The following is a 26,570-nucleotide window of genomic DNA, read 5'->3' as shown; positions in this document are numbered from 1 at the left end:
CAGGGCAGAGGGGGGTGCAGCCGTGCACCCGCTCCATGCGTTTCACACAATACCCCCTTACAAACCACCTACCCGCCGCGTTAAACCAAATCTTACCTCTCGGCCGCCACACTGCGCGGCCAGCGCGTGCCCTCGTTCATCGGATCGGTCCCTTGTACAATCTCATCTCGGTCGTCCTGAAGAAGCGCCTCGACCTCGATTTCAAGACCTCGTCCGATTTTCGCGCCCGGATCGTCGAGTTCCCCGGCCTGTGGATGAGCGAGCGGGAGATCGCCGGGCTGCGGGCGGAGCTGCGCAAGGTGGCGGGGCGGGCGGTGCCGGGCGGCGATCTCGACTACGGCGTCTTCTCCGAGCGCGAGGACGTGCTCCAGCGCACCATCGTCACGCTCGTCTACCGCGTTTCCGACGGCACGCCCGTCGCCTTCAATGCGCTGCCGGTCATCTCGCTCTCGCTGTCGGGAAAGCCGGTCGAGGTGCTGCATCTCGGCCTCGTCATGATCGACCCCGCCGTGCGAAGCCAGGGCCTTTCCTGGGTGCTCTACGGCCTCACCTGCTTCCTGCTCTTCCTGCGCAACCAGCTGCGCCCGCTCTGGATTTCCAACGTCACCCAGGTGCCCGCCGTCGCCGGCATGGTGGCCGAGACCTTCTCCGACGTCTTTCCGTCGCCCACCCGCGGCGCGCGGCGCTCGCTGCGCCAGCAATTGATCGCGACGGAGATCATGGCCGGCCATCGCCATGTCTTCGGCGTCGGCAAGGACGCCGGCTTCGATGCCGACCGCTTCGTCATCACCGATGCCTATACCGGCGGCTCGGACAACCTGAAGAAGACATTCGAGGCGGCGCCGAAACACCGCAAGGCCGAGTACAACGATTTCTGCGCCGCCGAACTCGACTACGACCGCGGCGACGACCTCCTGCAGATCGGCCAGCTCGATCTCAACGCCGCCCAGCGCTACCTCCTCGAAAGCGTGCCGCGCAATGCGCTCGGCCGGCTCGCGGTGGCAAGCTTCGTCATCCTCGTGCAGCGGCTGGTGCTGCCCCTCATGCACTGGGCGGACGGCCGCCGCCAATGGGGCATCCTGAGGCCTTCCCGATGAGCTTTTCCTACGAGACCTTCACCACCCGCAACATCGGCTTCGTCAGCGCGGCGGAGCAGCGCCGGCTGCAGGGCGCCACCGTCTTTATCTGCGGCACCGGCGGCATGGGCGGCGCGGCCATCCAGGCCCTCGCGCGCGCCGGCATCGGCCGCCTGGTGCTTGCCGATATCGACCGTTTCGAAGTGTCCAACCTCAACCGGCAGGTCTTCTGCTTCACCGACACGGTCGGCCAGCCGAAGGCCGAGGCGACGCGCGACCTGTGCCTCAAGATCAATCCCGCGCTCGCCATCACCGTCTTCGGCCCCGACTGGACGGAGCATGCGGAAGAAATCGTGTCCGGCGCCGACGTGGTGATCAACGGCACGGACGATCTCGGCGCGAGCCTGCTCCTCTACCGCACCGCCCGCCGCCACGAAAAGACGGTGATCGACGCCTATGCCGCGCCGCTGCCCTCCGTCTATGTGACGCGCCCCGCGGACCCGATGCCGGAGGAGCGCCTCGGCTACCCGACGACGGGAACCGCCTGGAACGCGCTCACGCCCGACCAGCGCGCGCAGGCCTTCCTGCGCGAGGCGGAGCATGTGATGGTGCATTCCTCCTCCCGCCACCATGTCGACCTCAAGCTTGCCGGCGAGGTGGTGGCCGGCACGCGCAGCCGCATGTCCTTCGCGCCCATGGTCATCTCGACGGGCATGCTGATGGCCTATGAGGCGATCAACGCCGTGCTCGGCAGGAAGCACGGCGCCGATTGCCGCGGCTGGTTCTTCAATCCTTATGCCGGCCGCGTCGAGCGTCCGCGGAGCGCCCTTATCGCCGTGCTCCTGCGCCCCCTGGTGCGGCGCTTCCTCAACCGGCTCGCCGCGCCATGATCGCGCCGACCGTCGCCGACACGTTCATCTCGCTCGCCGCCTTTCTGGGGCTCGTCGTGCTGATCCGCGCCATCCGCACCTTCGATGCCGGAAGCCCGCTGACGCGCCGCTTCCTCTTCGGCCTCAAGGTGCTCGCCGCGCTGATGATCGGCCGCGTCCTTGCCTGGTGGACCGGCCTCTTCCTCTTCGAGGCCGCGACGATCATCGCCGCCGGCCTCGTGCCGCTCGCCACGGTGCTCGTCGCCGAGGGCCTGATGCGCCGCCACGCCCCGCGCCTCACCAAATGGATCGCCGCGGGCGGCGCGGCCGCCTTCGCCGTCCTCGCCTTCCTGCCCGCCTCCCTTGCCGATCCCTGGCGGCTGGTGGGCCTCTTCCTCTACCAGCTCGTCACCTTCGCGCTCGCCGGCCACATGGCCGTCACGCGCGACCGAAAGAGCCTTTCCCGGGCGGAAAACCAGGCGGTGGACCGCATCGCCCTGTCGCTGCTGCTCATCCTGCCGCTGCTCGTCACGGATTTCCGCTCGGCTTATGTGGACCTGCCGGTGCGGCTCGGCGGTCTCGCCATCCTCTTCCTCTGCTGGCTGCTGATCAGCCTCGGCCAGCGCGCCGTCGGCCACCGCGACACGGTCGTCTCCTTCGTCATCCTCACCGCCGTCGCCCTCATCGCCGCGCTTGCCATCGGCATCGAGAACGACCTTGACGCCGCCGCGCTCGCCCGCACCGCCAGCGTCGTCACGGCGGCGGCGCTGCTCGGCGTCATCTGGAAGGACGGCATCGGCCTCAGAACCGAGCAGCGCCGCCAGAGCCTCATCCGCCACCTTGCCGAGGACCGCATCGACGACACGCTGGGCTTCCTGAAGGAGCTGCAGAACCATCCGCTGGTCGAGGGGGCGCTCCTGCTCGAGGAGGCGGAGCTCGCCGATCTCGACCTTGCCGGCCTGAAGGAACTCACCGCCGCCCGCCCGCTGCTGCGCGCCACGGAGACATCCGGCCTTTCGGAAGCGGACGCCGAGCAGCTCGCCTGGCTGACCGAGAAATACGAGGCGACCCATGTGATGCTGGTCTCGCGAAAGCCCTTCCGGCTGATCGCGCTCAACATGCCCTCCGTCTCCGCCACGCCGGGCGCCGAGGCGGAACTGAAGGTCGTCCAGCGCATGGCGCTCCTGATTTCGGAGAGAACGCATGATCGAGATCCGTGAGGGCGATATCGACGCCTTCTTCGCCGCGCCCTTCGCGGTCTATGCGGGCACGCCCTATGTCTCGCCGATGCGGAGCGACCTCAAGCGCTTCCTGTCGGCAAGGACGAACCCGCTCTTCGAAGCGCCGGATGATTTCGCCGTCTTCACCGCCCATGAGAACGGCGCGGTGCGCGGCCGCATCACCGCCCATGTGCATCGCGCCGCCAATGCCCGCTTCGGCCTGAAACGCGGCTACTTCGGCTATTTCGACTGCGCCGCCGACGAACGCGTCGCCGCCGCCCTCCTCGAACGGGCGGAGGATTGGGCGCGGCAGAGGGGCTTTTCCGAGATCCTCGGCAATTTCAACCTCACGGCCATGCAGCAGGTCGGCATCATGACCGGCGGCTTCGAGCACGCGCCCTATACGGACCAGGTCTGGGGACCGCCGCACCTGCCGCGTCTTCTGGAAAAGCGCGGCTACTCGCCGTCCTTTCCCATGACCACCTTCGAGATCGACATCCGCGCCGCGCCGCTCGGCGGCATTCTCGACGGCGCGGAGATGCGGGCGCTGCGCGCCGACGGTTTCTCCTTCTCGCCGATCCGGCGGAAAACGCTGGACCGCCGACTGGAGGATTCGCGGCTCATCCTCAACGAGAGCTTTGCCGGCAACCCGATGTTCGTGCCCGTCAGCCGCGCGGAATACGAATTCCAGGCGAAGGAGATGAAGTGGATCATGGACCCGCGCATCTCCGCCGTCGCGGAAAAGGACGGCGCGCCGGCGGGCGCGGTCATCGCCATTCCCGATGTCAACCCGATGCTGACGGCGATGGGGTCGCGCCTCGGCCTTTCCGCGCCCTGGCATCTCCTCAAGCATCGCCTCCGGCGGCGCCGCGCCGTCGTCATCTTCCAGGGCGTCAAGCCGGCCTATCAGGGCCGCGGCCTCAACCCGCTGATGCTCGCCCACATCCTCGGCGAAATGAAAGCCGCCGGTTATGAGACCGCCGGCGGCACCTGGATCGCCGATGCCAATGCCGCGAGCCTGCGCCAGGCCGAAAAGGCCGGCGCCCGCCCGCTGCACCGGCTGCACCTTTTCGGGAGGACGCTGTGATCGACCGCACCATGCTGACAACCCTCGCCGCCGAGGCGAACCGCGCGCCCTCCACGCACAACACCCAGCCGGCGCGCTTTGCGCTGGACGCGGAGGGCCGCATCCTCGTCCTCGCCGATCTTTCCCGGCGCCTCGCCGTCGGCGATCCGACGAACCGCGACATGGGCCTTTCCTGCGGCGCGGCGCTGGAGGGGCTGGTGATGGCGCTCGCCGGGCGCGGTCTCGGGGCCGCGGTGGAGGATTTTTGGGCGGAAGACGCCCAATGGCGCCCCGGCTACCGGCTGGCCGCCCGCGTCACCCCGGGCGGGGACGCGGCGCCCTCGCCGCTCGCCGCGTGGACGGAGAAACGCTTCACCTGGCGCGGCGCCTTCTCGCCCGCACCGCCGGAGACGCCGGCAAGCCTCGAGGGCTGGGCAGGGCGGAAGGACGACGTGGCCTTCGCCGGCGGAAAGGACACCCTCGCCTTCATCGCCGCGCTCAACGACGAGGCGAGCCTGACCGTCATGCGCGGGCGCGCCTTCCGCGACGAACTCGTCCTCTGGATGCGCCTTTCGCCGCGCCACCCCGCCTATGCCCTCGACGGCCTCAATCTCGAGGCCCTGCGCATGGGCCGGCTGGAGGGCGCCGTGGCGGGCACGGTGCTCGCCTCGCCGCTCTTCGCCCTCGCCGACCGCCTCGGCCTTGCCAGGACGCTGGTTTCCGAGGCCGGCAGGACGATGACCGCGGCGGCCTGCCTGCTGTTCCACCGCCCGCAAGGCGAAAGCCCGGTCGCGACGGGCCGGGCCTTCTATCGGTTCTGGCTGGATTTCACCCGCTTCGGCCTTGCCGGCTGGCCGATGGCGGTTCTCGCCGACGTGCCCGGGGCCGCCGAGACCCTGCGCCGGCGTTTCGCGCTGCCGGCGAACCACCGGCTGGTCAACGTGCTGCGCGTCGGCCCGGCGCCTGTCATGCTGCCGAAATATCGCTTGCCGGCGGGGGAGCTTGTGGTGGATTAACCGCCGTAAAGAGGCGGTTCTGTTTTCGAAGCCCCTCCCCTCACCCACCAGCGTCATCCTCGGGCTTGCCCCGAGGATCCACGCGGCACCCGCGGCCTGTGGATGGTCGGGCTTTACAGCAAGCCCGACCATGACGGCGGAGCGGGTTGCGGATCTCTCTGCCGGAATCCGCCTGGGCTGGGCCCGACCGCCGAAGCCTCAGGCCGCCGCTTCCGCCTTCGCCCGTTCCGCCAGCAGCTTCTGCGCCGTCACGAAATCCACCTTGCCGGAGCCGAGCACCGGCACCGGGCCGACCGTCACCTCCGAAGGCACCATCATGTCCATCGCGCCCTTCTCCTTGGCGAAGCGCAGGAAGGCGGCGCGGGTGGCGTCGGGGGCGTCGGTGAGGAGGACCAGGCGCTCGCCCTTCTTGGCATCCGGCAGGGAGACGACGACGGAGAGCCTTCCCGGCCAGAGTTCGCCGGCCAGCGCCTCGACGGCGGCGAGCGAGACCATTTCCCCGCCGATCTTGGCAAAGCGCTTGGCGCGGCCGCGGATGGTGATGAAGCCCTCCTCGTCGACCGTCACGATGTCGCCGGTGTCGTGCCAGCCGTCCGGCGTCGGCTCCAGAACGCCGGGGTTTTCGGCGCGCAGATAGCCGGCCATGACATTGGCGCCGCGCACGAAGAGGCGGCCGCCTTCCTCGACGCCGGGAACGGGATCGAGCCGGTATTCCATGCCGGGCATGATCTTGCCGACGCTGCCGGCCTTGTTGAACATCGGCGTGTTGAGCGCGATGACCGGGGCCGCCTCGGTGACGCCGTAGCCTTCCAGGATGCGCACGCCGAACTTCTCCATGTAGAGCGCGCGCGTGGTGGCGCGCACCGGCTCGGCGCCGGCGAAGCAGTAGCGGATCGAGCGGAAATCGTAGGGATGCGCGGTGCGGGCATAACCGTTGAGGAAGGTGTCCGTGCCGAAGATGATGGTGGCGTTGGAGGAATAGATCAGCTCCGGGATGATCCGGTAGTGCAGCGGCGAGGGATAGAAATAGACCGGCACGCCGGAGACGAGCGGCAGGATGGTGCCCGCCGTCAGCCCGAAGGAATGGAAGACCGGCAGGATGTTGAACACCTTGTCGCCCGAATGGAAATCGATGCGGGAGGCGGCCTGCGCGGCGTTGGAGAGGATGTTGCGGTGGGTCAGCACCACGCCCTTCGGCGTGCCCTCCGAGCCGGAGGTGAAGAGGATGACGGCCGGGTCGTCCGCCTTGCGCCTGGCGAGCGGCCGGCCCCTGCGCAGGAAACCGAGCGCCTTGTCCCTGACGCCGATGGTCTGGCGCAGGTCGTCCAGCCAGACGATCTCCACCGCCTTGGCCAGCTCCTCGACGACGGGGCCGAGCTTGGCCTGGGTGACGAAGGCGCGGGAGGTGAGCACGCGGCGCACCTCGGCGGCCCTGCAGGCCGAGAGGATGTTCGTCGCGCCGGCCGTGAAGTTCAGCATGGCCGGCACCTTGCCCGCGGACATGACGCCGAGGAGGGTGGCGACCGAGCCGTTGGCGTTGGGCAGCAGCACGCCGAGGGTCTTGTCCTGCGGGTAGAGCGCCCTGAATTTCGCGCCCAGCACGGCGGCGCCGATCAAAAGCTTGCCATAGGTGAGCGAGCCGGTGACGGGATCCTGCACGGCAAGGCGCCGCATGCCGCGTTCCTTCGCCGTCTCGATGACCTTTTCGAGCACGGTGGTGTCGGTGTCCGTGGTGCTGAACATCAGCATGGACATGACCTGGTAGAGCTCGGCGCCCGCCGCCATGCGGCGCTTGCGGCCCTTCAGCTCGGCCGGCACGGAAAGGCGCACCGGCGGCAGGATCGTCACCTTGACCTTGGGGAACAGCCGGCGGCGCACATGCAGCGAGGAGAGGCGGGAGAAATAGCTCTTCTCCAGCCCGTCGATGCGCACGGGCACGACCATCGCGCCGGTCTTGTCGGCCACCATGGCGGCGCCGTCATAGACCTTCATCAGCGCGCCCGTGACGGTGATGCGGCCTTCCGGGAAGATGACCAGCGGCTCGCCGTTGTTGACCGTCTTGATCAGCGTGCGCGTCGCCATCGGCTTGGAAGGGTCGAGCGGCAGGAAGTTGCACATCTTGAGGAAGGGCTTCACCCACCAGGCCTTGGCGATGGTGTAGTCGACGGCGAAGGTCGGCTCCTCGTCGGTGAGGGCCAAAGCCAGCGCGCCGTCGAGGAAGGAGACGTGGTTGAGCGCGATGATCGGCGCCTTGCCGGCCTTCTTCAGGTTGTCGAGGCCGTCCACCTCCAGCCGCAGGAAGGCGCGGAAGAGGATGGAGATGAAATCGCGGAAGGCATTGGTCGGTAGCGTACGCAGCATGATCCAGGCGGCGGCGATATTGGCGAGCGCGAGGCCGGCGAGCAGCATCGGCGTCGAGGCGCCCGCCGCCTGCAGGGCCGCGACGAGGCCGCCGCCGACCGTCATGAAGCCGGCGGAGAGCACGTTGGCCGCGCCGATGACGCGGGAGCGCTGGTCCTCCTCCGCCCAGGCCTGCAGCGCGGCGAAGGTGGGCACGACGAGGAAGGCGCCGGCGATCGCCATGCCGGCAAGGTCGATGGCGATGCGGATCGCATAGGGGCCGGAAAAGAAGGCGGCGAGCGTTTCGGCCGGGGCGGCGGCGCCGGCATGGCCGACGCTCCAGGCGAGATCGAGGCCGAACAGCGCCATGATCAGCGTGCCGAGCGGGGCCGGAAGGAGCACGATGCGGCCGGCCGACATCCAGGCGGCGATGGCCGAGCCGATGCCGACGGCGACGGCGAAGACGGCGAGATAGGCGGTGATGGCCGTCTCGCTGCCACCGAGATTGCCCTTCACCATGGGCGGCAGCAGCGAGAGCACGATGGCGCCGACCAGCCAGAACCAGGCGGCCATCAGCGCCGCGCGCCACAGCCGCTTGTCGCCGCGCAGCGCATTGACGAGGCGGCCGGTGGAGCGGAAGACGTTGCGCTCGACGGCAAGGTCCGGGGCCTTCGCGCCGACGCGGGGGATGAAGCGGCTCGATAGCCAGCAGGCGAGCGCCAGGCCCAGCATCATCGGCCCGAAGAGCCAGGGGTTGACGCCGTCGGCGGCGGCAAGGCCGGCGACCAGCGTGCCGCCGAGGATGGCGATGAAGGTCGCGCCCTCGATCCAGGCATTGGCGCGCGGCAGCTCCCTGCGCTCCAGATGATCGGGCAGGATGCCGTATTTGACCGGGCCGAACAAGGCGGAGATGACGCCGAAGAGGAAGAGCGCCACCATCAGCACCGCGACGGAGTGGAAGGCGAGGCCGACGACCGCGACGCCGGCGGCGGCGAGCTCCACCCGCTTCAGCCGCTCGGCCATGACGGCCTTGTCGAACTTGTCGGCAAGCTCGCCACCGAGGGCGGAGAACAGCAGGAACGGCGCCATGAAGACGGCGCCGGCAAGCGTTACCAGCGATCCCGCCTCCTCCGCCGCCATCGTCGCGAGAATGAGGAAGACCAGCGTGTTCTTCAGGAAGTTGTCGTTGAAGGCCGACAGGAACTGGGTCCAGAAGAGCGGCGCGAAGCGCCGGGAGGTCATGAGGTTCTGTTGCACGGCGTGTCTCCCATCCTGCGGGATTTCTCGCGCATTTCCGCTTTCGCGAAAACGCCCTGTCTGTTTGTCTTACGCAATTCCGGACGCAAACCGCTGCGCGCTTTTGCTGGAACTGCTCTAGGGAAAAAGCCTTGCCGCTTCGTTCATCGATCGGGCGGCAGGGCCGATTTTCCGGTCAAGCCTCGTCGCTCTTGATGCCGAGCAGCAGCTTTTCCGTCTTGGCGTCGTCGATGCGGCGCAGCAGCTTCTCGGCTTCCTGGTTGTCGCGCAGGGTTTTCGTGACGTTCACCGTCGTCTGCACCAGCATCAGGATGCCCATGGCGAGATAGCCCTTGCCCCAGAGATCGAGCGGCATGAGATAGAGGCCGAGCGCCAGCATGAAGGCGGCAAGGCCGAAGCTGGCATAGGAAAAGGTCGTCCAGGCGGGCGAATGTTTCATCAGGCTGTCGTTCATGGCAGTGGTCCCTTCCGTTTGTCAGTGGGCGTTCATGCGGCTGCGCAGGCGCTGGAGCACTTCGTCGGCGCTTGTCACCAGCGGGCGGCCGCAGCCGGCGGCGGCGAGCTTTTCGGCGAGCGCGGCCGGGTCCGGGCCGGTCTCCAGCGTGCCGAGGGCCTCGGCGGTCAGTTCCGCCTCGCGCTGGCGCCGCTCCAGCCGGGCAAGCGTCGCCTCGGCATCGGCAAGCGTGTTTTCACCCGGCGCGTCGTGGGCGAGGCGGCGGGTGCGGTCGCGCGCCAAGGCGAGCCGCTCGCCGCGGCGCAGCGCCGAAAGCCGCATCTCGCTCTGCCGCACCGCCTGTCTCAGACGGTCGATGCCGCCGGAAAATTCGGCCTCGACCTGGCGGGCATTCTGCAATTCGGTCTCCAGGCGGGCGATCGAGCCGGCGGCTTCGATGGCAAGGTCCTCGCGGCCCTTCTCGAGCGCGGCGATGGCGCGGGCTTCGAGATCCTTTATGCGGGCGGCGAGGCGTTCGGCGTTCTCCGCCTCCAACCGGTTCTGCGCGATGGCGACGGCCACCGCCCGGCGCGCCGCCTCGACGCCGCGGGCCGCGTCGCGGATCTGCTGGGCAAGGACGGGAAGGGCATGGCGGTCGCCGAAGGCTTCCTCCGCCTCGTGCGCGCGGCCGCGCACCAATGTCAGGATCTGTTTGAACATTTTTCTCTCTCCCTGTATGAACAATGTTCAATAATCTTGTCGCATAAAAATGAACGATGTTCAATATAGAAAATGAACAACGTTCAAAAATAGGAGAACGGGATCGATGGCGGCGAAGCGGCAGGCGAAGAAGGAGGACTTGCGCACGCGGCTGGTCACGGCCGGGACGCAACTGATCCGCGACCAGGGCCTGAAGGGCCTGCGCGCCCGCGACATCGCCGAACGGGCGGGCGCGGCGCTCGGCGGGCTCTATACGGTGTTCGACGATCTCGACGGGCTGATCCTCGCCGTGAACTCCGGCACGCTGAAGCGGCTGGAGGCGGCGCTGGAACGCGCGATCCCGCCGGACGCCACCGTCGAGCAGACCTTCCTCAGTCTCTCGCTTGCCTATCTCGGCTTCGCGCAGGCCGAGAAGAACCTCTGGGCCGCCCTCTTCGAGCACCGCATGCCGGAGGGCGTGCCCGTGCCGGACTGGCACCTTGCCGAACATGCCTTCCTGATCGGCCTCATCGCCGGGCCGCTCGCCGGCCGCATGCCGGGTGCGACCGCCGAGGACATCGCCATCCGCGCCCGCACCTTCTTCTCCGCCGTGCACGGCGTCATCGCCGTCAGCCTGGAAGGCCGTTTCGTGGGGATCACGCCGGAGCGCCTGGAAAGGGAGGTCGCCGCCCTCGCCCGCATCCTGGCGAAAAGCCTGGACTGAGCGTCAGCCGAGCCTTCGGCGATGGACGGCCCAGGCGCCGGCCGCGCTCATCGCCGCCAGCGCATACCAGGTGAGCGCGTAGACGAGGTGGCTGTTGCGGAAGGCGACGACCGTCAGCCCGCCGACCGGCAGGCCGCCGGGATTGGGCGTCGCATCCGCATCGATGAAATAGGGCGCCGCGCCGGAAAGGCCCTTCGCGGCGGTAATCGCAGCGACATCGCGGGAGAACCAGCGGTCGGCGGCCGGATCGTTGGCGCGCAGGAACGCGCCGCCGGGTTCGCTGAGGCGCAGCAGCCCCGTCACCGTGACGGGACCGGCGGCCAGTTCGCTTGCCACGCGCGCGGCCGGATCGCGCCGGTCCGCCGGCACGAAGCCGCGGTTGACCAGCACGGCCGTCTCATCCGGCAGCAGGAGCGGCGTCAGCACCCAGAAACCGGCGCCGCGCTCCGTCACGGCCTGCACCAAAACCGTCTTGTCGTGCCGGAAGAGGCCGGTGGCGGTGACGCGGCGGTACTCGTCCTTCTCCCGGCTGACGGCCGGCCATTCGGCACGGGCGGGAGCCGGCACGGCGTCGGCGTGGACGCGGCTTTCGACACGGGCGATGAGGTCGAGCTTCCAGAACAGGCGCTGCACCTGCCAGGTGCCGAGCGCGAGGAAGACGGCGACGAGGACAAGGAGGAAACCGGTGAGGAGGCGCCGGGCGCGGGCGGAGGGCTCGGACATGGGCTAGGCCGCCCCCTTCTGCCCTGCCGGGCATCTCTCCCAAGAGGGGGGAAAATGGATGGGGAATGCGACGTTGCCGCTCCTCCCCTTCTCCCCCGCGGGGAGAAGGTGGCCCGAAGGGTCGGATGAGGGGGTGATGCGGATAGAGTCTCTCGATGCGTTTACCTTTGGCACCCCCTCATCCGCCTGCCGGCACCTTCTCCCCGTCGGGGAGAAGGGGATGGGGCACCGTTTCATCCATCTTCCATGCTGCTCTGCAGGGCAGAGGGGGGTGATCACCGCCGCGCTCATTCCCGTCACCCCGGTCAGGGCATGGTCTTCATCATCTCGTGGGTCATCGGCATCATGTTCGTGTTGAGGTGATGCATGACCCAGAGCGAGCCGGCAATGGCGATGCCGACGATGATGAGGGTGAAGATCAGCGCCATCAGCGTCCAGCCGCCTTCCGAACGCGGGTTCATGTGCAGGAAGTAGACCATGTGCACGACGATCTGCACCACGCCGATGCCCATGACCAGCACGGCGGTGAAGAGCTTGCTGTCGATGACGTCGCCCATGACCAGCCAGAAGGGAATGGCCGTCAGGACGATCGAGAGCACGAAGCCGATCATGTAGCCCCTGAACGAGCCGTGGCCGGCATCGTGGCCATGGCTATGGGCGTGGTGGGCCTCGGCGGCGTTTTCGTGGGCGGGGTGGGCGCTCATCCGAGGACTCCCAGGAGATAGACGAAGGAGAAGACGCCGATCCAGATGACGTCGAGGAAGTGCCAGAACATGGAAAGGCACATCAGCCGGCGGCGGTTTTCATGGGTGAGGCCGTGCTTCCTGACCTGCACCATCAGCGTGACCAGCCAGATGATGCCGAAGGTGACGTGCAGGCCGTGCGTACCGACCAGCGTGAAGAAGGACGACAGGAAGGCCGAGCGCGTCGGCCCGGCGCCCTCATGGATCAGGTGGTAGAACTCGTAGAGCTCCAGCGCCAGGAAGGCCGCGCCGAAGACGCCGGTGATGCCGAGCCAGACGAGCGTCTCCATCTTGGCGTTGCGCTCCATCTGGAGCATCGCGAAGCCGTAGGTGATGGAGGAGAGGAGCAGCATCGCCGTGTTGATGGCGACGAGCGACAGGTCAAAGAGATCGGCCGGCGACGGCCCTGCCGCATAGTTGCGGCCGAGCACGCCATGCGTTGCGAAGAGCACGGCGAAGATCAGGCAGTCGCTCATCAGGTAGAGCCAGAAACCCAGCATGGTGCTGTTTTCCGGATGATGGTCTTCCGTCAGGTAGAAGGTCGGCTTTTCGCCGGTATCGTGGACTTGGGTCGCGCTCATGGGCTCAGGTCCGTTCCGCAAGCAGTTTCGTGCGCGCGTCCTCGGTCGCCGTCACGGTCTCGGCGGGGATGAAGAAGTCGCGGTCGTAGTTGAAGGTGTGGGCGATCGACACCGCGACGAGCGCGATGAAGGAGAGCGCCGCCAGCCACCAGATGTACCAGATCAGCGCGAAGGCGAGCACGACGCTGATGGCCGACAGGACGACGCCCGTGCCGGTGTTCTTCGGCATGTGGATCGGCTTGAAGCCTTCCAGCGGGCGCTCGTAGCCGCGGCTCTTCATGTCGTACCAGCTGTCATGGTCGTGCACGACGGGGGTGAAGGCGAAGTTGTAGTCCGGCGGCGGCGAGGAGGTCGACCATTCCAGCGTGCGCCCGTCCCAGGGATCGCCGGAGGTGACGCGCAGCTCGTCGCGCTTGAAGAAGCTGACGACGAGCTGGATGACGAAGGAGGCGATGCCGAGCGCGATCAGCGCCGCGCCGAAGGCGGCGATGACGAACCAGATCTGCAGGGACGGGTCCTCGAACTGGCTGACGCGGCGGGTGACGCCCATGAGGCCGAGCACGTAGAGCGGCATGAAGGCGAAGAAGAAGCCGATCTGCCAGAACCAGAAGCTCATCTTGCCCCAGAAGGGATCGAGCTTGTAGCCGAAGGCCTTGGGGAACCAGTAGACGACGCCGGCCATCAGCCCGAACAGCACGCCGCCGATGATGACATTGTGGAAATGGGCGATGAGGAAGAGCGAATTGTGCAGCACGAAATCGGCCGGCGGGATGGCGAGCATCACGCCCGTCATGCCGCCGATGACGAAGGTCACCATGAAGCCGACCGTCCACAGCATGGGCACCTCGTAGCGGATGCGGCCGCGATACATGGTGAACAGCCAGTTGAACATCTTCGCGCCCGTCGGGATCGAGATGATCATCGTCGTGATGCCGAAGAAGGCGTTCACCGAGGCGCCCGAGCCCATGGTGAAGAAGTGGTGCAGCCAGACGATGTAGGAGAGGATCATGATCACGCAGGTCGCGTAGACCATGGAGGTGTAGCCGAAGAGCCGCTTGCCGCAGAAGGTGGCAACGACCTCGGAGAAGATGCCGAAGGCCGGCAGAACGAGGATGTAGACCTCCGGATGGCCCCAGATCCAGATGAGGTTGATGTACATCATCGGGTTGCCGCCGAGATCGTTCGTGAAGAAGTTCGTGCCGACATAGCGGTCGAGCGACAGGAGGGCGAGCGTGGCCGTCAGGATCGGGAAGGTCGCGACGATCAGGATGTTGGTGCACAGCGACGTCCAGGTGAAGACCGGCATCTTCATGAAGGTCATGCCCGGCGCGCGCATCTTCACGATGGTCGCGATGAGGTTGATGCCCGACAGCGTCGTGCCGACGCCGGCGACCTGCAGCCCCCAGATGTAATAATCGACGCCGACGCCGGGACTGTAGTCCGCGCCCGAGAGCGGCGGATAGGCGAGCCAGCCGGTGCGGGCGAACTCGCCGACGAACAGCGACATCATGATGATGACCGCCCCGCCCGTCGTCATCCAGAAGGAGAAGTTGTTGAGGAAGGGGAAGGAGACGTCGCGCGCGCCGATCTGCAGCGGAACGACATAGTTCATGAAGCCGGTGACGAAGGGCATCGCCACGAAGAAGATCATGATCACGCCGTGCGCGGTGAAGATCTGGTCGTAGTGGTGCGGGTTGAGGTAGCCCTCGTTGCCGCCGAAGGCGATCGCCTGCTGGATGCGCATCATGATGGCGTCGGCGAAGCCGCGCAGCAGCATGATGATGGCGAGGATGATGTACATGATGCCGATCTTCTTGTGATCGACGGATGTGAACCATTCGTGCCAGAGATAGCCCCAGAGCTTGAATTTGGTGATCAGGCCGAGAAGCGCGATGCCGCCCAGCGCAACGACCGCGAAGGTCACGACGAGGATGGGCTCGTGGTAGGGGATTGCCTCCCAGGTAAGCCGTCCGAAGAGGAATTGCGTGAGGCTGATGTCGCCGAACATGGGATCGTCCAATATCGTTTCGTAGGCGGCCCGGTGCATTCGAGGGCCTTGCGCGCCCGCCGCGGCCGGCGGGCGCAATGAAAGCTAGTGCGACTGGTGCGCGTCGTGGTTCATCGTGGCCGGGTTCTCCTCCACGCCCTCGGCCGGTTCCTCGCTGCGCGCGGGATTGCCGGTCTCGGGGAAGGTGGCGGCGGGCGCCTCGTCCTTCGCATGGCGGTTGTCGTGCTCGAGTTTCGCCTTGTTTTCGTGGCTCTCCTTGCCCGCCCCGCCCGTCATGTCGATATGCATCATGTCTTTCATGCACATCTGGCCTTCGCGCACGCACATGTTGAGCACGGCCTCGTAGAGCCCGTCGTCGACGGTGGCATAGTAGCGCACGGGCTCCTTCGCGCTCGGCTTTTCGAGCTTCAGGTAGGCGTCGCGGTTGAGCGCCGTGCCGTTCTGCTTCACCCGCGCGATCCAGGCGTCGAAACCGGCCTGGTCGAGCCCGTGGAACTTGAAGCGCATGTGCGAGAAGCCGTCACCGCTGTAGTTGGACGACAGGCCCTCGTATTCGCCCTGCCTGTTGATGACGGCGTGCAGCTTCGTCTCCATGCCGGGCATGGTATAGATCATGCCGGCGAGCGCCGGCACGTAGAAGGAGTTCATCACGGAGGAGGCCGTGAGCTTGAAGTTGATCGGCACGTCGACGGGGGCGGCCATCTCGTTGACCGTGGCGATGCCGTAGTCCGGGTAGAAGAACAGCCATTTCCAATCGAGCGCCACCACCTCGACGGTGATCGGCTTCATCTCCTCCGTCACCGGCCGCGCCGCGTCGAGCCGTTCCAGCGGCCGGTACGGATCGAGCTTGTGGGTGCTGACCCAGGTGATCGCGCCGAGCGCGATGATGATGGCGAGCGGGGCCGACCAGATGGCGACTTCCAGGCCCGTCGAGTGGTGCCACTCCGGATCATATTTCGCCGCCGTGTTCGACTGGCGGTAATGCCAGGCAAAATAGAGCGTCATGGCGATCACCGGGATGATGATGACCAGCATGAGGATGGTGGAGATGACGATCAGGTCCCGTTGCTGCGTGGCGATGTCCCCGGAAGGCGACATGACGACCATGTTGCATCCGGAAAGCAGGACCAGCATCAGGGGGAGGATCGAGACTCGGGCTAAACTGAATGGCTTCGGCATTGCGGCCTCAACTTGCGTTCTGTCTAGTCGGCAATAAGCGGGCATCGTCGCGCTTGGAAGTGAGGTGCTTCGTCGCAGCGCAGCATTCTGTCGCAGTGCGGTAGAAACTTTTGGGCTGTCCGCCGCCGCAAAATTGATCTAGCGCAATAATCGTCGCGGGTCTCGCACACCCGCTGCGTCGGGTCGAAGGTTCGGACGCAACCCTGCCGCAGCGCGCACGTTTCGCCTAATTCTTGATATTGGACGCCGAATAGTCAACACTCTAACGACATGGCGCACATCGCTCGGAGAAATTCATGAGTTCGGTCGCTAACCCTTCGTCCTCGGGCCTCGAGCGGGACGCCCGCCGCATGCATGCGGACGACAAGCCGCTTTCGCCCGGCAGCGTCGCCATCGGCGTGGTGATCGGGCGCACCTCCGAATTCTTCGATTTCTTCGTCTACGGCCTCGGCTCCATCCTGGTCTTCCCGAAGCTGATCTTCCCCTTCGCCGGCAGCGCGGTCGCCGCGACGCTGATGTCCTTCGCGCTCTTCCCGCTCGCCTTCCTCGCCCGCCCGGTCGGCTCCTTCGTCTTCATGTGGATCGACCGCAACTACGGCCGCGGCACCAAGCTGACGGTGGCGCTGGTCATCCTCGGCGGCTCGACCGCCTCCATCGCCTTCCTGCCGGGCTACGAGACGATCGGCTACTGGGCCGTCGCGCTGCTCGCGCTCTTCCGGCTGGGCCAGGGTTTTGCGCTCGGCGGCGCCTGGGACGGGCTTGCCTCGCTGCTCAACCTCAGCGCGCCGGAGAACCGCCGCGGCTGGTACGCCATGATCCCGCAGCTCGGGGCGCCCATCGGCTTCGCGCTCGCCAGCGTCCTCTTCGCCTATTTCGTCACCAGCCTGTCCGAAGCGGATTTCCTCGCCTGGGGCTGGCGCTATCCGTTCTTCGTCGCCTTCGCCATCAATGTGGTGGCGCTCTTCGCGCGCCTGCGCATCGTCGCCAGCAAGGAGTTCGGCGCGGCCATGGAGGCGCAGGAGCTGCAGGCCCGGCCGGTCTTCGAAATGCTGAGCAAGCACGCCATGGACGTGGTGCTCGGCGCCTTCGTGCCGCTCGCAAGCTTCGCCATGTTCCATCTCGTCACCATCTTCCCGCTGTCCTGGATCACGCTCACCGGCGGCCAGTCGGTGCAGGAATTCCTCTGGGTGCAGGTGGCGGGCGCGGCCGTCGGCGCGGTCGGCATCGTGCTGTCGGGCGTCATCGCCGACCGGATCGGCCGGCGCAACCAGCTTATGGCCGGCGCCATCCTCATCGCGATCTTCTCCTTCTCCGCGCCCTTCCTGCTGGATGCCGGCGGCAAGGGGCAGGATGCCTATATCCTGATCGGCTTCTTCATCCTCGGCCTCACCTTCGGCCAGTCGTCCGGCGCCGTCTCCTCGCGCTTCACGCAGCATTACCGCTACACCGGCGCGGCGCTGACCTCGGACCTCGCCTGGCTCGTCGGCGCGGGCTTCGCGCCCCTCGTGGCGCTCGGCCTTGCCACCAGCTTCGGCATCGTCTTCATCGGCGGCTACCTGATCTCCGGCGCCATCTGCACCATCGCCGCCCTCGCCCTGACACGGGTGCTCGACCAGCACTGAGGCGTTGCGGGAGAGCGGCGGCGGGCTACGGCTACACCCCCCTCTGCCCTGCCGGGCATCTCCCCCTCAAGGGGGAAGATCGGCAAGATGCGAAAACTTGCTCAAACCGCAACGCTGGTGAGGGGCAAAACGTTTCTCCATCCAATCTCCCCCTTGAGGGCAGGCGAACTGCAGCACGCTGCTGCTTTCCCCTTCTCCCCCGCGGGGAGAAGGTGGCCCGAAGGGTCGGATGAGGGGGCTTGCACACCGTCTGACGTCTGCGCCGCCCCCTCATCCCGCTGCCGCGACCTTCTCCCCGCGGGGGAGAAGGGGCAAGACGCGTCGTCTCATTCCATATGCAACTCGCCTGCCTTGAGGGGGAGATGCCCGGCAGGGCAGAGGGGGGTAGTCCCCGCGCACCACAAGCCTGCTTCAAGCCCGCAGGATCACCCCTTCATCCGCCCCGCAGCCCTTGCCGGCGCGCCGAGCTCGGCGTCGGCGAGAAGCCGCACCAGCCAGTCGACGAAGACGCGGACCTTGTTGGAGAGGTGCCGGTTCGGCGGATAGACGATATAGAGCGGGATCGGCTCGCAGCGCCAGCCCGGCAGCACCGGCACGAGCGCACCGCTCGCCAGCGCCTCCGTCGCCATGAACCGCGGCAGCGGCGCGACGCCCAGGCCGGAGAGCGCCGCGGCAAGATAGCTGCGCGCGTCGTTGACCGAGACGATGTAGCGGCCGTTGACCTCGACCTTCTCGCCATCCTTCTCGAAAGCGAAGGGCATGATGCGATTGGCCTGCGCCAGGAAATAGTTGACGCAATGGTGCTCCCCGCCGAGGTCCAGCGGATGGTCCGGCGCCCCGAACGCCTCGAGATAGGCAGGGGCGGCGCAGGTCACGACGTCGATCTCGGCGACGCGCCGGGCGATCAGCGACTGGTCGCCCGGCGCCCCGCCGCGCAGCGCGCAGTCGACATTCTCCGCCAGGTAATCCACCATCCGGTCGCCGACGCCGAGGTCGATATGGATGTCGGGGTACTTCCTGTGGAAATCGCCGAGCCGCGGGATGACCAGCAGGTCGGCGAAGGCCCCCGCCATCTCGACGCGCAGGCGCCCGCGCGGGCTTGCATGGGAATGGGAAAGGCTGCCGTCCAGTTCGTCGATCTCCGCGACGATCTGGATCGCCCGTTCGTAATAGAGCGCCCCGTCCGTCGTCACCACGACCCGGCGCGTCGTGCGGTTGAGCAGCTTGGTCTGGAGGTGGGTCTCGAGGTTCTGGATGAGATTGCTCACCGTCGCCTTGGGCATGCCGAGCGCAGCGGAGGCCCGGGTGAAGTTGCCGGTCTCCACCACGCGGAGGAAGGCACGCATTGCGGAAAGCTGATCCATGGAACATTCCCACGTTGGAAGCTGCTATTGTTCGAAAATCTGGATAGTGAAGTCAATTTTAGCGCACTTATATCGCAGAGATCAGGCACGATATAAATGGTGAGGCCCCATCCTAATTCCAGGGGGTCCGAGGACACGGCAATGTCGGTAGAGATCAAGGATATGACGTTCGACAAGGTGGCCATCGGCCCCGTGTCCGCGCGCGTCTATCAGGGAGCGGAGTTCGCCAAGGGCGCGCCGATCCTCCTCTACTTCCATGGCGGCGCGTTCCTGGAAGAGGGCCTTCGCCCCTCCCCCGTCGCCGAGGCCATCGCCTCCACGGGCGCCATCGTCGCGGTGCTGGATTATGGCGCGCCGGGCGGCGGTGTCTTTCCCAAGCCGCTCGAAGTCGGCTTTTCGATGTTTTCCTATCTCGCCAAGAAGCGCGCCGGCCTCGGCGACCGCAAGTCGCCGCTCATCATCGGCGGCGAGGAGGCCGGCGGCAACATCGCCGCCGGCGTCGCGCTGAAGGCCCGCGACCATTTCGCCAACGAGCTGGACGGCCAGGTGCTGTTCTCGCCGCTGCTCGATCCCTTCATGGGCACCGCCTCCTTTCGCGAGTCCGAGGCGCTCGGCATGCGCCAGCGCTGGGCGGACGGCTGGAGCCACTATCTCAGCGGCGGCGTCTGCCATCCCTATGCGGCGCCCTGCCTCTGTTCGCGGCTTGCAGGCGTCGCACCCGCCCTCGTCATGTCGGCAGAGGACGATCCGCTGCGCGACGAAGCCCTCGGTTACGCCGACTGCCTCAGGGCGGCGGGCGTGAAGGTTCGCCAGCATGTGCTTCCCGCCGGAGCAGGCTGGCCGGAGATTTACGGCGGGAGCGAAGGCGAAACCCCCGGCTGGTCTCCCAACCGGCCCTCCCCCTGGCAAGAGGAGGTCGGCCGCCAGTTTTCGGGTTTTGTTCAGGATATAAGCATTCACTAATTTAATTTGAACCCGCGGCCCAGGGGGCCGCAAGGAGAACGAGAAATGACGTCGAAGCGCAAACGCTGGGCCCTGACGGGCGCCGGCCTGGGACTGGCTGTGTCCTTTTCCGCCGCAGCCCTCTATTTCCAACTGCCGGGCAATGTCGCCCAGGCCGAAGCCACCGTGACGGCGGAAGTGCCCGCCGTTCCGGTGACGGTCGCGGTCGTGGAAAACCGCGACGTGGTGACCTGGCAGGAATTTTCCGGCCGCCTGGAGGCGATCGACCGTGTGCAGATCCGCTCGCGCGTCGCCGGCGCCATCGAGGCGGTGAACTTTCGCGAAGGCGCGCTGGTGAAGGCGGGCGACCTGCTCTTCACCATCGACCAGGAGCCCTTCAGGACCGCGGTGACGCAGGCGGAAGGCCAGTACGCCTCGGCCGAGGCCCGGGTCAAGCTCGCCACGACCGAGCTTGAGCGCGGCCAGCGCCTCGCCAGGAGCAACAGCATCTCGCAAAGCGAGGTGGACACGCGCCTGAACGCGCTGGCCGAGGCCCGCGCCGCGCTGAAGACGGCAGAGGCCACGCTGCACGCCGCCAAGCTGGAGCTCGGCTATACGGAAGTGCGCGCGCCGGTTTCCGGCCGCGTCGGCAAGGTGGAGATCACCACCGGCAACCTCGTCGCCGCCGGCTCGACCTCGCCGGCGCTGACGACGCTCGTCTCGGTCGACCCGATCTATGCCGGCTTCAATGTCAGCGAGGAGACGGTCGCGAGAGCCCTTGCCGCCCTGCCGGCCTCCACGGACGCGCTGCCGCCGATCGACCAGATCCCGGTCGAGGTGGGCACGCTCGCCGACGAGGGCACGCCGATCCGCGGCAAGCTCCAGCTCATCGGCAACGAGGTGGACGCGGCGAGCGGCACGATCACCGTGCGCGCCGTCTTCGACAATCCCGGCGGCAGGCTGATCCCCGGCCAGTTCGTGCGCATCCGCATGGGCGAGCCGAAGGCCGAGAGCAAGATCCTCGTCAGCGAAAAGGCGATCGGCACCGACCAGGACAAGAAGTTCGTCTTCGTCGTCGACAAGGACAACAAGGTCGCCTACCGGCCGGTCGTGCTCGGCAGCCTGTCCGGCAACGAGCGTGTCGTGGAAAGCGGCCTTTCCGGCGGCGACCGCATCGTCGTCAACGGTCTGCAGCGCATCCGCCCCGGCGTCGTCGTCGAGCCGCAGGTGCAGGAGAACGTCGCCTCGGCGAAGTAGACGGGCCGCCGCAGCCGCGGCGTCTCATAAGCATATTCCAACGGTGCCGTGACACCCCCCTCTGGCCTGCCGGCCATCTCCCCCTCAAGGGGGGAGATTGGCAGGAGGCAAGAACCCCGCTCAATCCGCGACGTCGGAGATGGGCGAGAGGCTGCTCCATCCGATCTCCCCCCTTGAGGGGGAGATGGCCGGCAGGCCAGAGGGGGGTGCTACGGCAAACGGCCAAGATTAGAGGCCGCCAATACCAACAATCCCATACCCGCCGGCGGCGCATCGCCCGCCGGATGGGCCCGTTCGTCCCTGGAGAGGGGTATTGCCATGAACATCTCCCGTTTCTTCATCGATCGCCCGGTCTTCGCCGGGGTGCTGTCGATCCTCATCGTCGTCGCCGGCCTGATCGGCATGCGCGCCCTGCCGATCTCCGAATATCCGGAGGTCGTGCCGCCCTCGATCGTCGTGCGCGCCACCTATCCCGGCGCAAACCCGGTCGTCATTTCCGAAACCGTCGCGACACCGCTCGAAGAGCAGATCAACGGCGTCGAGGACATGCTCTACATGAACAGCCAGGCGACCTCCGACGGCGTCCTGACGCTGACGGTCACCTTCAAGCTCGGCACCGATCCGGACAAAGCCCAGCAGCTCGTGCAGAACCGCGTGTCGCAGGCCGAACCCCGCCTGCCGGCCGAAGTGCGCGCGCTCGGCGTCACCACGGTCAAGAGCTCGCCGGACTTCATCATGGTGGTGAACCTCGTCTCGAAGACCGACCGCTACGACATCACCTATCTGCGCAACTACGCCACGCTGAACATCAAGGACCGCCTCGCCCGCATCGAGGGCGTCGGCCAGGTCCAGGTGTTCGGCGCGGGCGACTATGCGATGCGTGTCTGGATCGATCCGCAGAAGGCGGCGGAGCATGCGCTCGCCGCCAGCGACATTTCCAACGCCATCCGCGAGCAGAACGTGCAGGCCGCCGCCGGCATCATCGGCGCCTCGCCCACCGCCAACGACGTCAACCTCCAGCTCAACGTCAATGCGCAGGGGCGCCTGCGCACGCCGGAGGAATTCGGCAACATCATCGTCAAGACCGGCGCGGAGGGCCAGATCACCCGCCTGCGCGACGTTGCCCGCATCGAGATGGGCGCGGCCGACTATTCGCTGCGCTCGCTGCTCGACGGCGAGCCGGCCGTCGCCGTCGCCGTGCTCCAGGCGCCGGGCTCCAACGCCATCGAGATCGCCGACAACGTCCGCGCCACGATGGACCAGCTCCAGATCGCCATGCCCGAGGGCGTGAAATACGAGATCGTCTACGACACGACGGAATTCGTGCGCGCCTCGATCGACAAGGTCGTCGACACGCTGCTCGAGGCCGTGGCGCTCGTCGTGCTCGTCGTCATCATCTTCCTCCAGACTTGGCGCGCCTCGATCATCCCGCTGCTCGCCGTCCCGGTCTCCATCATCGGCACCTTCGCCGTGATGTATGCCTTCGGCTTCTCGGTGAACGCGCTGACGCTCTTCGGCCTGGTGCTCGCCATCGGCATCGTGGTGGACGATGCGATCGTCGTCGTCGAGAACGTCGAGCGCAACATCGAGAACGGCCTTTCGCCGCGCGAAGCGACCTACCGGGCCATGCGCGAGGTCTCCGGCCCGATCATCGCCATCGCGCTGGTGCTCGTCGCCGTCTTCGTGCCGCTCGCCTTCATCAGCGGCCTCTCCGGCCAGTTCTACCGCCAGTTCGCGCTGACCATCGCGATCTCGACGGTCATCTCCGCCATCAACTCGCTGACGCTCTCCCCGGCGCTCGCCGCCCTTCTCCTGAAGGATCACCATGCGCCGAAGGATTGGCTGACGCGCGTGATGGACGGCCTGTTCGGCTGGTTCTTCCGCGGCTTCAACCGCGCCTTCAGCGCCGCCGGCAACGGCTACGGCCGCAGCGTCGGCGGGCTCGTCACGCGCAAGTCCCTGGTGATGGCGGTCTATCTCGCCCTGGTCGGCGCGACCTATGCGGTGTTCAACGCCGTGCCGGGCGGCTTCGTGCCGGCGCAGGACAAGCAGTACCTCATCGGCTTCGCCCAGCTTCCGGACGGCGCGACGCTCGACCGCACGGAAGAGGTCATCAAGAAGATGAGCGAGATCGCGCTGGAGCAGCCGGGCGTCGAGCACGCCATCGCCTTCCCGGGCCTGTCGATCAACGGCTTCACCATCGGCTCGAATTCCGGCATCGTCTTCGCCTCGCTCGCCCCCTTCGAGGAGCGCACGACGCCGGAGCTTTCCGGCGGGGCGATCGCCATGCAGCTGAACCAGAAGTTCGGCGCCATCCAGGATGCCTTCATCGCCATGTTCCCGCCCCCGCCGGTCAACGGCCTCGGCACGACGGGCGGCTTCAAGCTGCAGATCGAGGACCGCGCCGGCCTCGGCTACGGGCCGCTCAACGAGGCGACGCAGGCGTTCCTGGCGAAAGCCTACCAGACGCCGGAGCTGGCGGGCCTGTTCTCCAGCTTCCAGATCAACGTGCCGCAGCTCTACGCCGACCTCGACCGCTCCAAGGCCCAGCAGCTCGGCGTGCGCGTGACCGACGTGTTCGAGACGCTGCAGATCTATCTCGGCTCGCTCTACGTCAACGACTTCAACGCGTTCGGCCGCACCTACTCCGTGCGCGTCCAGGCGGACTCCGCCTTCCGCGCCAAGCCGGAGGATATCGGCCAGCTGAAAGTGCGCTCGCAGACGGGCGAGATGATCCCGCTCGCCGCCCTCCTCAAGGTGGACGCGACGACCGGGCCGGAGCGCACCACGCGCTACAACGGCTTCCTCGCCGCCGACATCAACGGCGGCCCGGCCCCCGGCTTCTCCTCCGGCCAGGCGCAGGAAGCCGTCGAGAAGATCGCGGCCGAGACGCTGCCCCCCGGCATCGACTTCGAGTGGACGGACCTCACCTACCAGCAGATCCTCGCCGGCAATTCGAGCATCGTCGTCTTCCCGCTGGCGCTGCTCCTGGTCTACCTGGTGCTCGCCGCGCAATATGAAAGCCTGACGCTGCCGATCGCCATCATCCTGATCGTGCCGATGGGCGTGCTCGCCGCGCTCGCCGGGGTCTGGTACACGGGCGGCGACAACAACGTCTTCACCCAGATCGGCCTCGTGGTGCTGGTGGGCCTGTCGGCGAAGAACGCCATCCTGATCGTCGAATTCGCGCGCGAGCTGGAATTCGAGGGCAGGACGCCGATCAAGGCCGCGATCGAGGCGAGCCGCCTGCGCCTGCGCCCGATCCTGATGACCTCGATGGCCTTCATCATGGGCGTCGTGCCGCTGGTCCTGTCCACCGGCGCGGGCGCGGAAATGCGCGCCGCCATGGGCCTTGCCGTCTTCTCCGGCATGATCGGCGTCACCTTCTTCGGCATCTTCATGACGCCGGTCTTCTACGTGCTGCTGCGGCGTTTGGCGGGCAACCGTCCTTTGGTGCAGCATGGCAAGTCGACGATGGAGGGAGAGACGCAGGCGGTGTAAAGCGGAAGGCCCCTGCCCACAAGGGCAGGCGAATTGCATATGGCAGCACGCTGCTGCTTTCCCCTTCTCCCCCGCGGGGAGAAGGTGGCCCGAAGGGCCGGATGAGGGGGCTTGCACACCGTCCGACATCTGCGCCACCCCCTCATCCCGCTGCCGCGACCTTCTCCCCGCGGGGGAGAAGGGGCAAGACGCGTCGCCTCATTCCATATGCAACTCGCCTGCCCTCAAGGGGAGATGCCGGCAGGCAGAGGGGGTCTTCACCGCAAACGAAAAGGCCGGAGCGGCACCATCGCCGCCCCAGCCTTGATTTTTTCGACGCCCCTCAAGCCGCCAGATGCTCGAACAGCCGGGCGACCGCCTCCGCGCCGGGATCGACATGCCCCTCAAGCTGCTTCGCGTTGATATAGGCCGCCCGCCCCGCCTTCGCGCGCGTCAGCGTCGCGGTGAAGTTCGCGCCCTCGCGCGCCGCGCCGGCGGCTGCCGCCACGCTCTCACCGAGCGCTTCGAGGGCGGGGGAGAGGGCGTCCACCATGGTGCGGTCGCCGATGCTGGCGCCGCCGATCTCCTGCATACGGGCGAGCCCGGCGCGCAGGGCCTCGCGCATCGGCAGGCCGCTGGAGGCGCCGTCGCCGGCGGCGGCGAAGAAGATGGCGAGCAGCACGCCGGAGGAGCCGCCCATCGTCTGGCTCAGCTCCTGGCCGATGGCGCGCAGGAGCTGCGTGTGGTCGGAGAGCGGCAGGCGGTCGATGGCGTTGATCAGCGCGCGGGCGGCGCCCGCCAGCGTCGAGCCGGTGTCGCCGTCGCCGGATTTGGCATCGAGCGCGTTGAGGTCCTGTTCGGCGGCGATCAGCACGTTGCAGCAGTTGATGACGAAGGCACGGGTCGCCTCGTGGTTCGAGGGCATCGGCGTGATCGGCGTCAGGCCGTCCGGCAGGGCCGCGACCGCGATCGGCCGGACTTCCGAGACGCCGGGCCAGGCGGCGATCGGCACGGGGGTTTTCAGGAGCTCCAGCTCGGCCGCGTCGGCGGGGAAGACGGAGATGGAAAGGCCCTGCATGTCGAGCGAGGTCATCAGCGGCGCGGGGCCGATGGCATGGGTGATCCGTGCGCCGACCGAGGAGCCGAGCAGGTCATGGGCGAGCACCGACATTTCCAAGACGGACGCGCCGCCGAGATTGTTGATCAGCGCGACATGCGGTCCCTCGCCCATGACGGCGGCGAGCCGCTCGACCATGGTGGCGACCGAGGCGCGCGCGCCGGCGAAGTCAATTTGCTCGACGCCCGCCTCGCCATGGATGCCGAGGCCGAGCTCGGCCTTGCCCTCGGGAATGCGGTCCTCCTTCGGCGAGCCGGGCACGCGGCAGGTGTCGAGCGACATGCCGATGGAGCGCGTGCCGGCGATGACGTTCCTGGCGGCCGCCGTGACCGTGTCGAGGTCGGCGCCCCGTTCGGCGAGCGCGCCGGCGATCTTGTGCACGAAGAGCGTTCCGGCGACGCCGCGGGCCTGCGGCAGGTCGGGCAGGGCGATGTCGTCACCGACGATGACCATCGAGACATTGAGGCCGAAGGCACGCGCCCGCTCGGCGGCGAGGCCGAAATTGAGGCGGTCGCCGGTATAGTTCTTGACGATGAGGAGACATCCGGCAGGACCGGTCACCGCGAGGATGCCGGCGAGCACGGCATCGACACTCGGCGAGGCGAAGACGTCGCCGCACACGGCGGCGGTCAGCATGCCCTTGCCGACGAAGCCGACATGGGCGGGCTCATGGCCGGAGCCGCCGCCGGAGACGAGCGCCACCTTCGACTTGTCCCAGTCGCTGCGCTTGACGACGCGGATATGCGGATAGCCGTCGAGCCGGGTCAGCGCGCCGCCCGAAAGGGCGAGCACTCCGTCGATCGCCTCGGTGACGACGTCTTCGCGCTTGTTGATGAATTGCGCCATGGTTGTTG

General features: G+C 67.3%; 20 protein-coding genes. 10 read left to right on the top strand and 10 right to left on the bottom strand.

Annotation, left to right across the window (positions count from 1 at the left end):
• Positions 1 to 152: 152 nt before the first annotated feature.
• The 5 genes from AABQ55_RS30950 to AABQ55_RS30930 are packed head-to-tail and all read left to right on the top strand — an operon-like array spanning position 153 to position 5,247.
• Complete coding sequence (locus AABQ55_RS30950; RefSeq protein ID WP_272808986.1) at positions 153 to 1,097, top strand: hypothetical protein; 945 nt, start codon at positions 153 to 155, stop codon at positions 1,095 to 1,097.
• The gene (locus tag AABQ55_RS30945; RefSeq protein WP_272808985.1) at positions 1,094 to 1,966 is read left to right on the top strand and encodes a ThiF family adenylyltransferase; all 873 of its coding nucleotides are present in this window, start codon (positions 1,094 to 1,096) and stop codon (positions 1,964 to 1,966) included. The genes AABQ55_RS30950 and AABQ55_RS30945 overlap by 4 nt, the downstream gene beginning before the upstream one ends.
• The gene (locus tag AABQ55_RS30940) at positions 1,963 to 3,165 is read left to right on the top strand and encodes a hypothetical protein (protein WP_272808984.1); all 1,203 of its coding nucleotides are present in this window, start codon (positions 1,963 to 1,965) and stop codon (positions 3,163 to 3,165) included. Before AABQ55_RS30945 ends, AABQ55_RS30940 begins: the two co-directional genes overlap by 4 nt.
• Positions 3,149 to 4,252 carry a GNAT family N-acetyltransferase gene (locus AABQ55_RS30935; RefSeq protein WP_272808983.1) on the top strand — a complete coding sequence of 368 codons (1,104 nt, stop codon included), beginning with the start codon at positions 3,149 to 3,151 and terminating at the stop codon, positions 4,250 to 4,252. Before AABQ55_RS30940 ends, AABQ55_RS30935 begins: the two co-directional genes overlap by 17 nt.
• Positions 4,249 to 5,247, top strand: a complete 999-nt coding sequence (locus AABQ55_RS30930; protein WP_272808982.1) for a hypothetical protein — start codon at positions 4,249 to 4,251, stop codon at positions 5,245 to 5,247. The genes AABQ55_RS30935 and AABQ55_RS30930 overlap by 4 nt, the downstream gene beginning before the upstream one ends.
• Before the next feature lie 198 nt (positions 5,248 to 5,445).
• Here the strand turns inward: AABQ55_RS30930 and AABQ55_RS30925 are convergent, their stop codons facing one another.
• The 3 genes from AABQ55_RS30925 to AABQ55_RS30915 all read right to left on the bottom strand — a co-directional run bounded on the left by AABQ55_RS30925 (position 5,446) and on the right by AABQ55_RS30915 (position 9,997).
• Entirely contained in the window at positions 5,446 to 8,844 is a 3,399-nt protein-coding gene (locus tag AABQ55_RS30925) for an acyl-[ACP]--phospholipid O-acyltransferase (RefSeq protein WP_272808981.1), read from the bottom strand.
• A gap of 175 nt (positions 8,845 to 9,019) precedes the next feature.
• A complete protein-coding gene (locus AABQ55_RS30920; protein ID WP_244768964.1) occupies positions 9,020 to 9,298 on the bottom strand; it encodes a YiaA/YiaB family inner membrane protein in 279 nt (92 codons plus the stop codon).
• Between the two features lie 21 nt (positions 9,299 to 9,319).
• Positions 9,320 to 9,997, bottom strand: coding sequence for a PspA/IM30 family protein (locus AABQ55_RS30915; protein WP_272808980.1), 678 nt, complete (start codon positions 9,995 to 9,997; stop codon positions 9,320 to 9,322).
• 106 nt (positions 9,998 to 10,103) lie between these two features.
• Here AABQ55_RS30915 and AABQ55_RS30910 point away from each other — a divergent pair, with 106 nt between their 5' ends.
• Complete coding sequence (locus tag AABQ55_RS30910; protein ID WP_272808979.1) at positions 10,104 to 10,700, top strand: TetR/AcrR family transcriptional regulator; 597 nt, start codon at positions 10,104 to 10,106, stop codon at positions 10,698 to 10,700.
• A gap of 3 nt (positions 10,701 to 10,703) precedes the next feature.
• On the opposite strand, the gene AABQ55_RS30905 is transcribed toward AABQ55_RS30910, so the two are convergent.
• The 5 genes from AABQ55_RS30905 to cyoA all read right to left on the bottom strand — a co-directional run bounded on the left by AABQ55_RS30905 (position 10,704) and on the right by cyoA (position 15,934).
• Positions 10,704 to 11,423, bottom strand: coding sequence for an SURF1 family protein (locus AABQ55_RS30905; RefSeq protein ID WP_272808978.1), 720 nt, complete (start codon positions 11,421 to 11,423; stop codon positions 10,704 to 10,706).
• A 305-nt stretch (positions 11,424 to 11,728) separates the two neighbouring features.
• Positions 11,729 to 12,127, bottom strand: a complete 399-nt coding sequence (cyoD, locus tag AABQ55_RS30900; RefSeq protein ID WP_244768960.1) for a cytochrome o ubiquinol oxidase subunit IV — start codon at positions 12,125 to 12,127, stop codon at positions 11,729 to 11,731.
• Positions 12,124 to 12,747, bottom strand: a complete 624-nt coding sequence (cyoC, locus tag AABQ55_RS30895) for a cytochrome o ubiquinol oxidase subunit III (RefSeq protein ID WP_244768959.1) — start codon at positions 12,745 to 12,747, stop codon at positions 12,124 to 12,126. The genes cyoD and cyoC overlap by 4 nt, the downstream gene beginning before the upstream one ends.
• A gap of 4 nt (positions 12,748 to 12,751) precedes the next feature.
• Positions 12,752 to 14,755, bottom strand: a complete 2,004-nt coding sequence (gene cyoB / locus AABQ55_RS30890) for a cytochrome o ubiquinol oxidase subunit I (protein WP_272808977.1) — start codon at positions 14,753 to 14,755, stop codon at positions 12,752 to 12,754.
• 84 nt (positions 14,756 to 14,839) lie between these two features.
• Entirely contained in the window at positions 14,840 to 15,934 is a 1,095-nt protein-coding gene (gene cyoA, locus AABQ55_RS30885; protein WP_244768957.1) for a ubiquinol oxidase subunit II, read from the bottom strand.
• Between the two features lie 296 nt (positions 15,935 to 16,230).
• Here cyoA and AABQ55_RS30880 point away from each other — a divergent pair, with 296 nt between their 5' ends.
• Complete coding sequence (locus AABQ55_RS30880) at positions 16,231 to 17,556, top strand: MFS transporter (protein ID WP_272808976.1); 1,326 nt, start codon at positions 16,231 to 16,233, stop codon at positions 17,554 to 17,556.
• Between the two features lie 425 nt (positions 17,557 to 17,981).
• Here AABQ55_RS30880 and AABQ55_RS30875 read toward each other — a convergent pair whose 3' ends face one another.
• A complete protein-coding gene (locus AABQ55_RS30875) occupies positions 17,982 to 18,920 on the bottom strand; it encodes a LysR family transcriptional regulator (RefSeq protein ID WP_272808975.1) in 939 nt (312 codons plus the stop codon).
• 141 nt (positions 18,921 to 19,061) lie between these two features.
• Here AABQ55_RS30875 and AABQ55_RS30870 point away from each other — a divergent pair, with 141 nt between their 5' ends.
• From AABQ55_RS30870 to AABQ55_RS30860, 3 genes are all read left to right on the top strand, one after another.
• Entirely contained in the window at positions 19,062 to 19,883 is an 822-nt protein-coding gene (locus tag AABQ55_RS30870) for an alpha/beta hydrolase fold domain-containing protein (protein WP_244768954.1), read from the top strand.
• Between the two features lie 45 nt (positions 19,884 to 19,928).
• Positions 19,929 to 21,119, top strand: a complete 1,191-nt coding sequence (locus AABQ55_RS30865) for an efflux RND transporter periplasmic adaptor subunit (protein WP_272808974.1) — start codon at positions 19,929 to 19,931, stop codon at positions 21,117 to 21,119.
• Positions 21,120 to 21,437: 318 nt separating this feature from the next.
• The gene (locus AABQ55_RS30860) at positions 21,438 to 24,620 is read left to right on the top strand and encodes an efflux RND transporter permease subunit (protein WP_244768952.1); all 3,183 of its coding nucleotides are present in this window, start codon (positions 21,438 to 21,440) and stop codon (positions 24,618 to 24,620) included.
• Positions 24,621 to 24,942: 322 nt separating this feature from the next.
• Here AABQ55_RS30860 and AABQ55_RS30855 read toward each other — a convergent pair whose 3' ends face one another.
• A complete protein-coding gene (locus tag AABQ55_RS30855; protein WP_244768951.1) occupies positions 24,943 to 26,562 on the bottom strand; it encodes a dihydroxyacetone kinase subunit DhaK in 1,620 nt (539 codons plus the stop codon).
• Positions 26,563 to 26,570 lie beyond the last annotated feature (8 nt).

It is taken from the genome of Shinella sp. WSD5-1 (assembly GCF_963942435.1).
GTDB lineage: Bacteria > Pseudomonadota > Alphaproteobacteria > Rhizobiales > Rhizobiaceae > Shinella > Shinella yambaruensis.
Note: the sequence above shows the minus strand (reverse complement) of the source record. Positions and strands in the feature narration are given on the sequence as shown.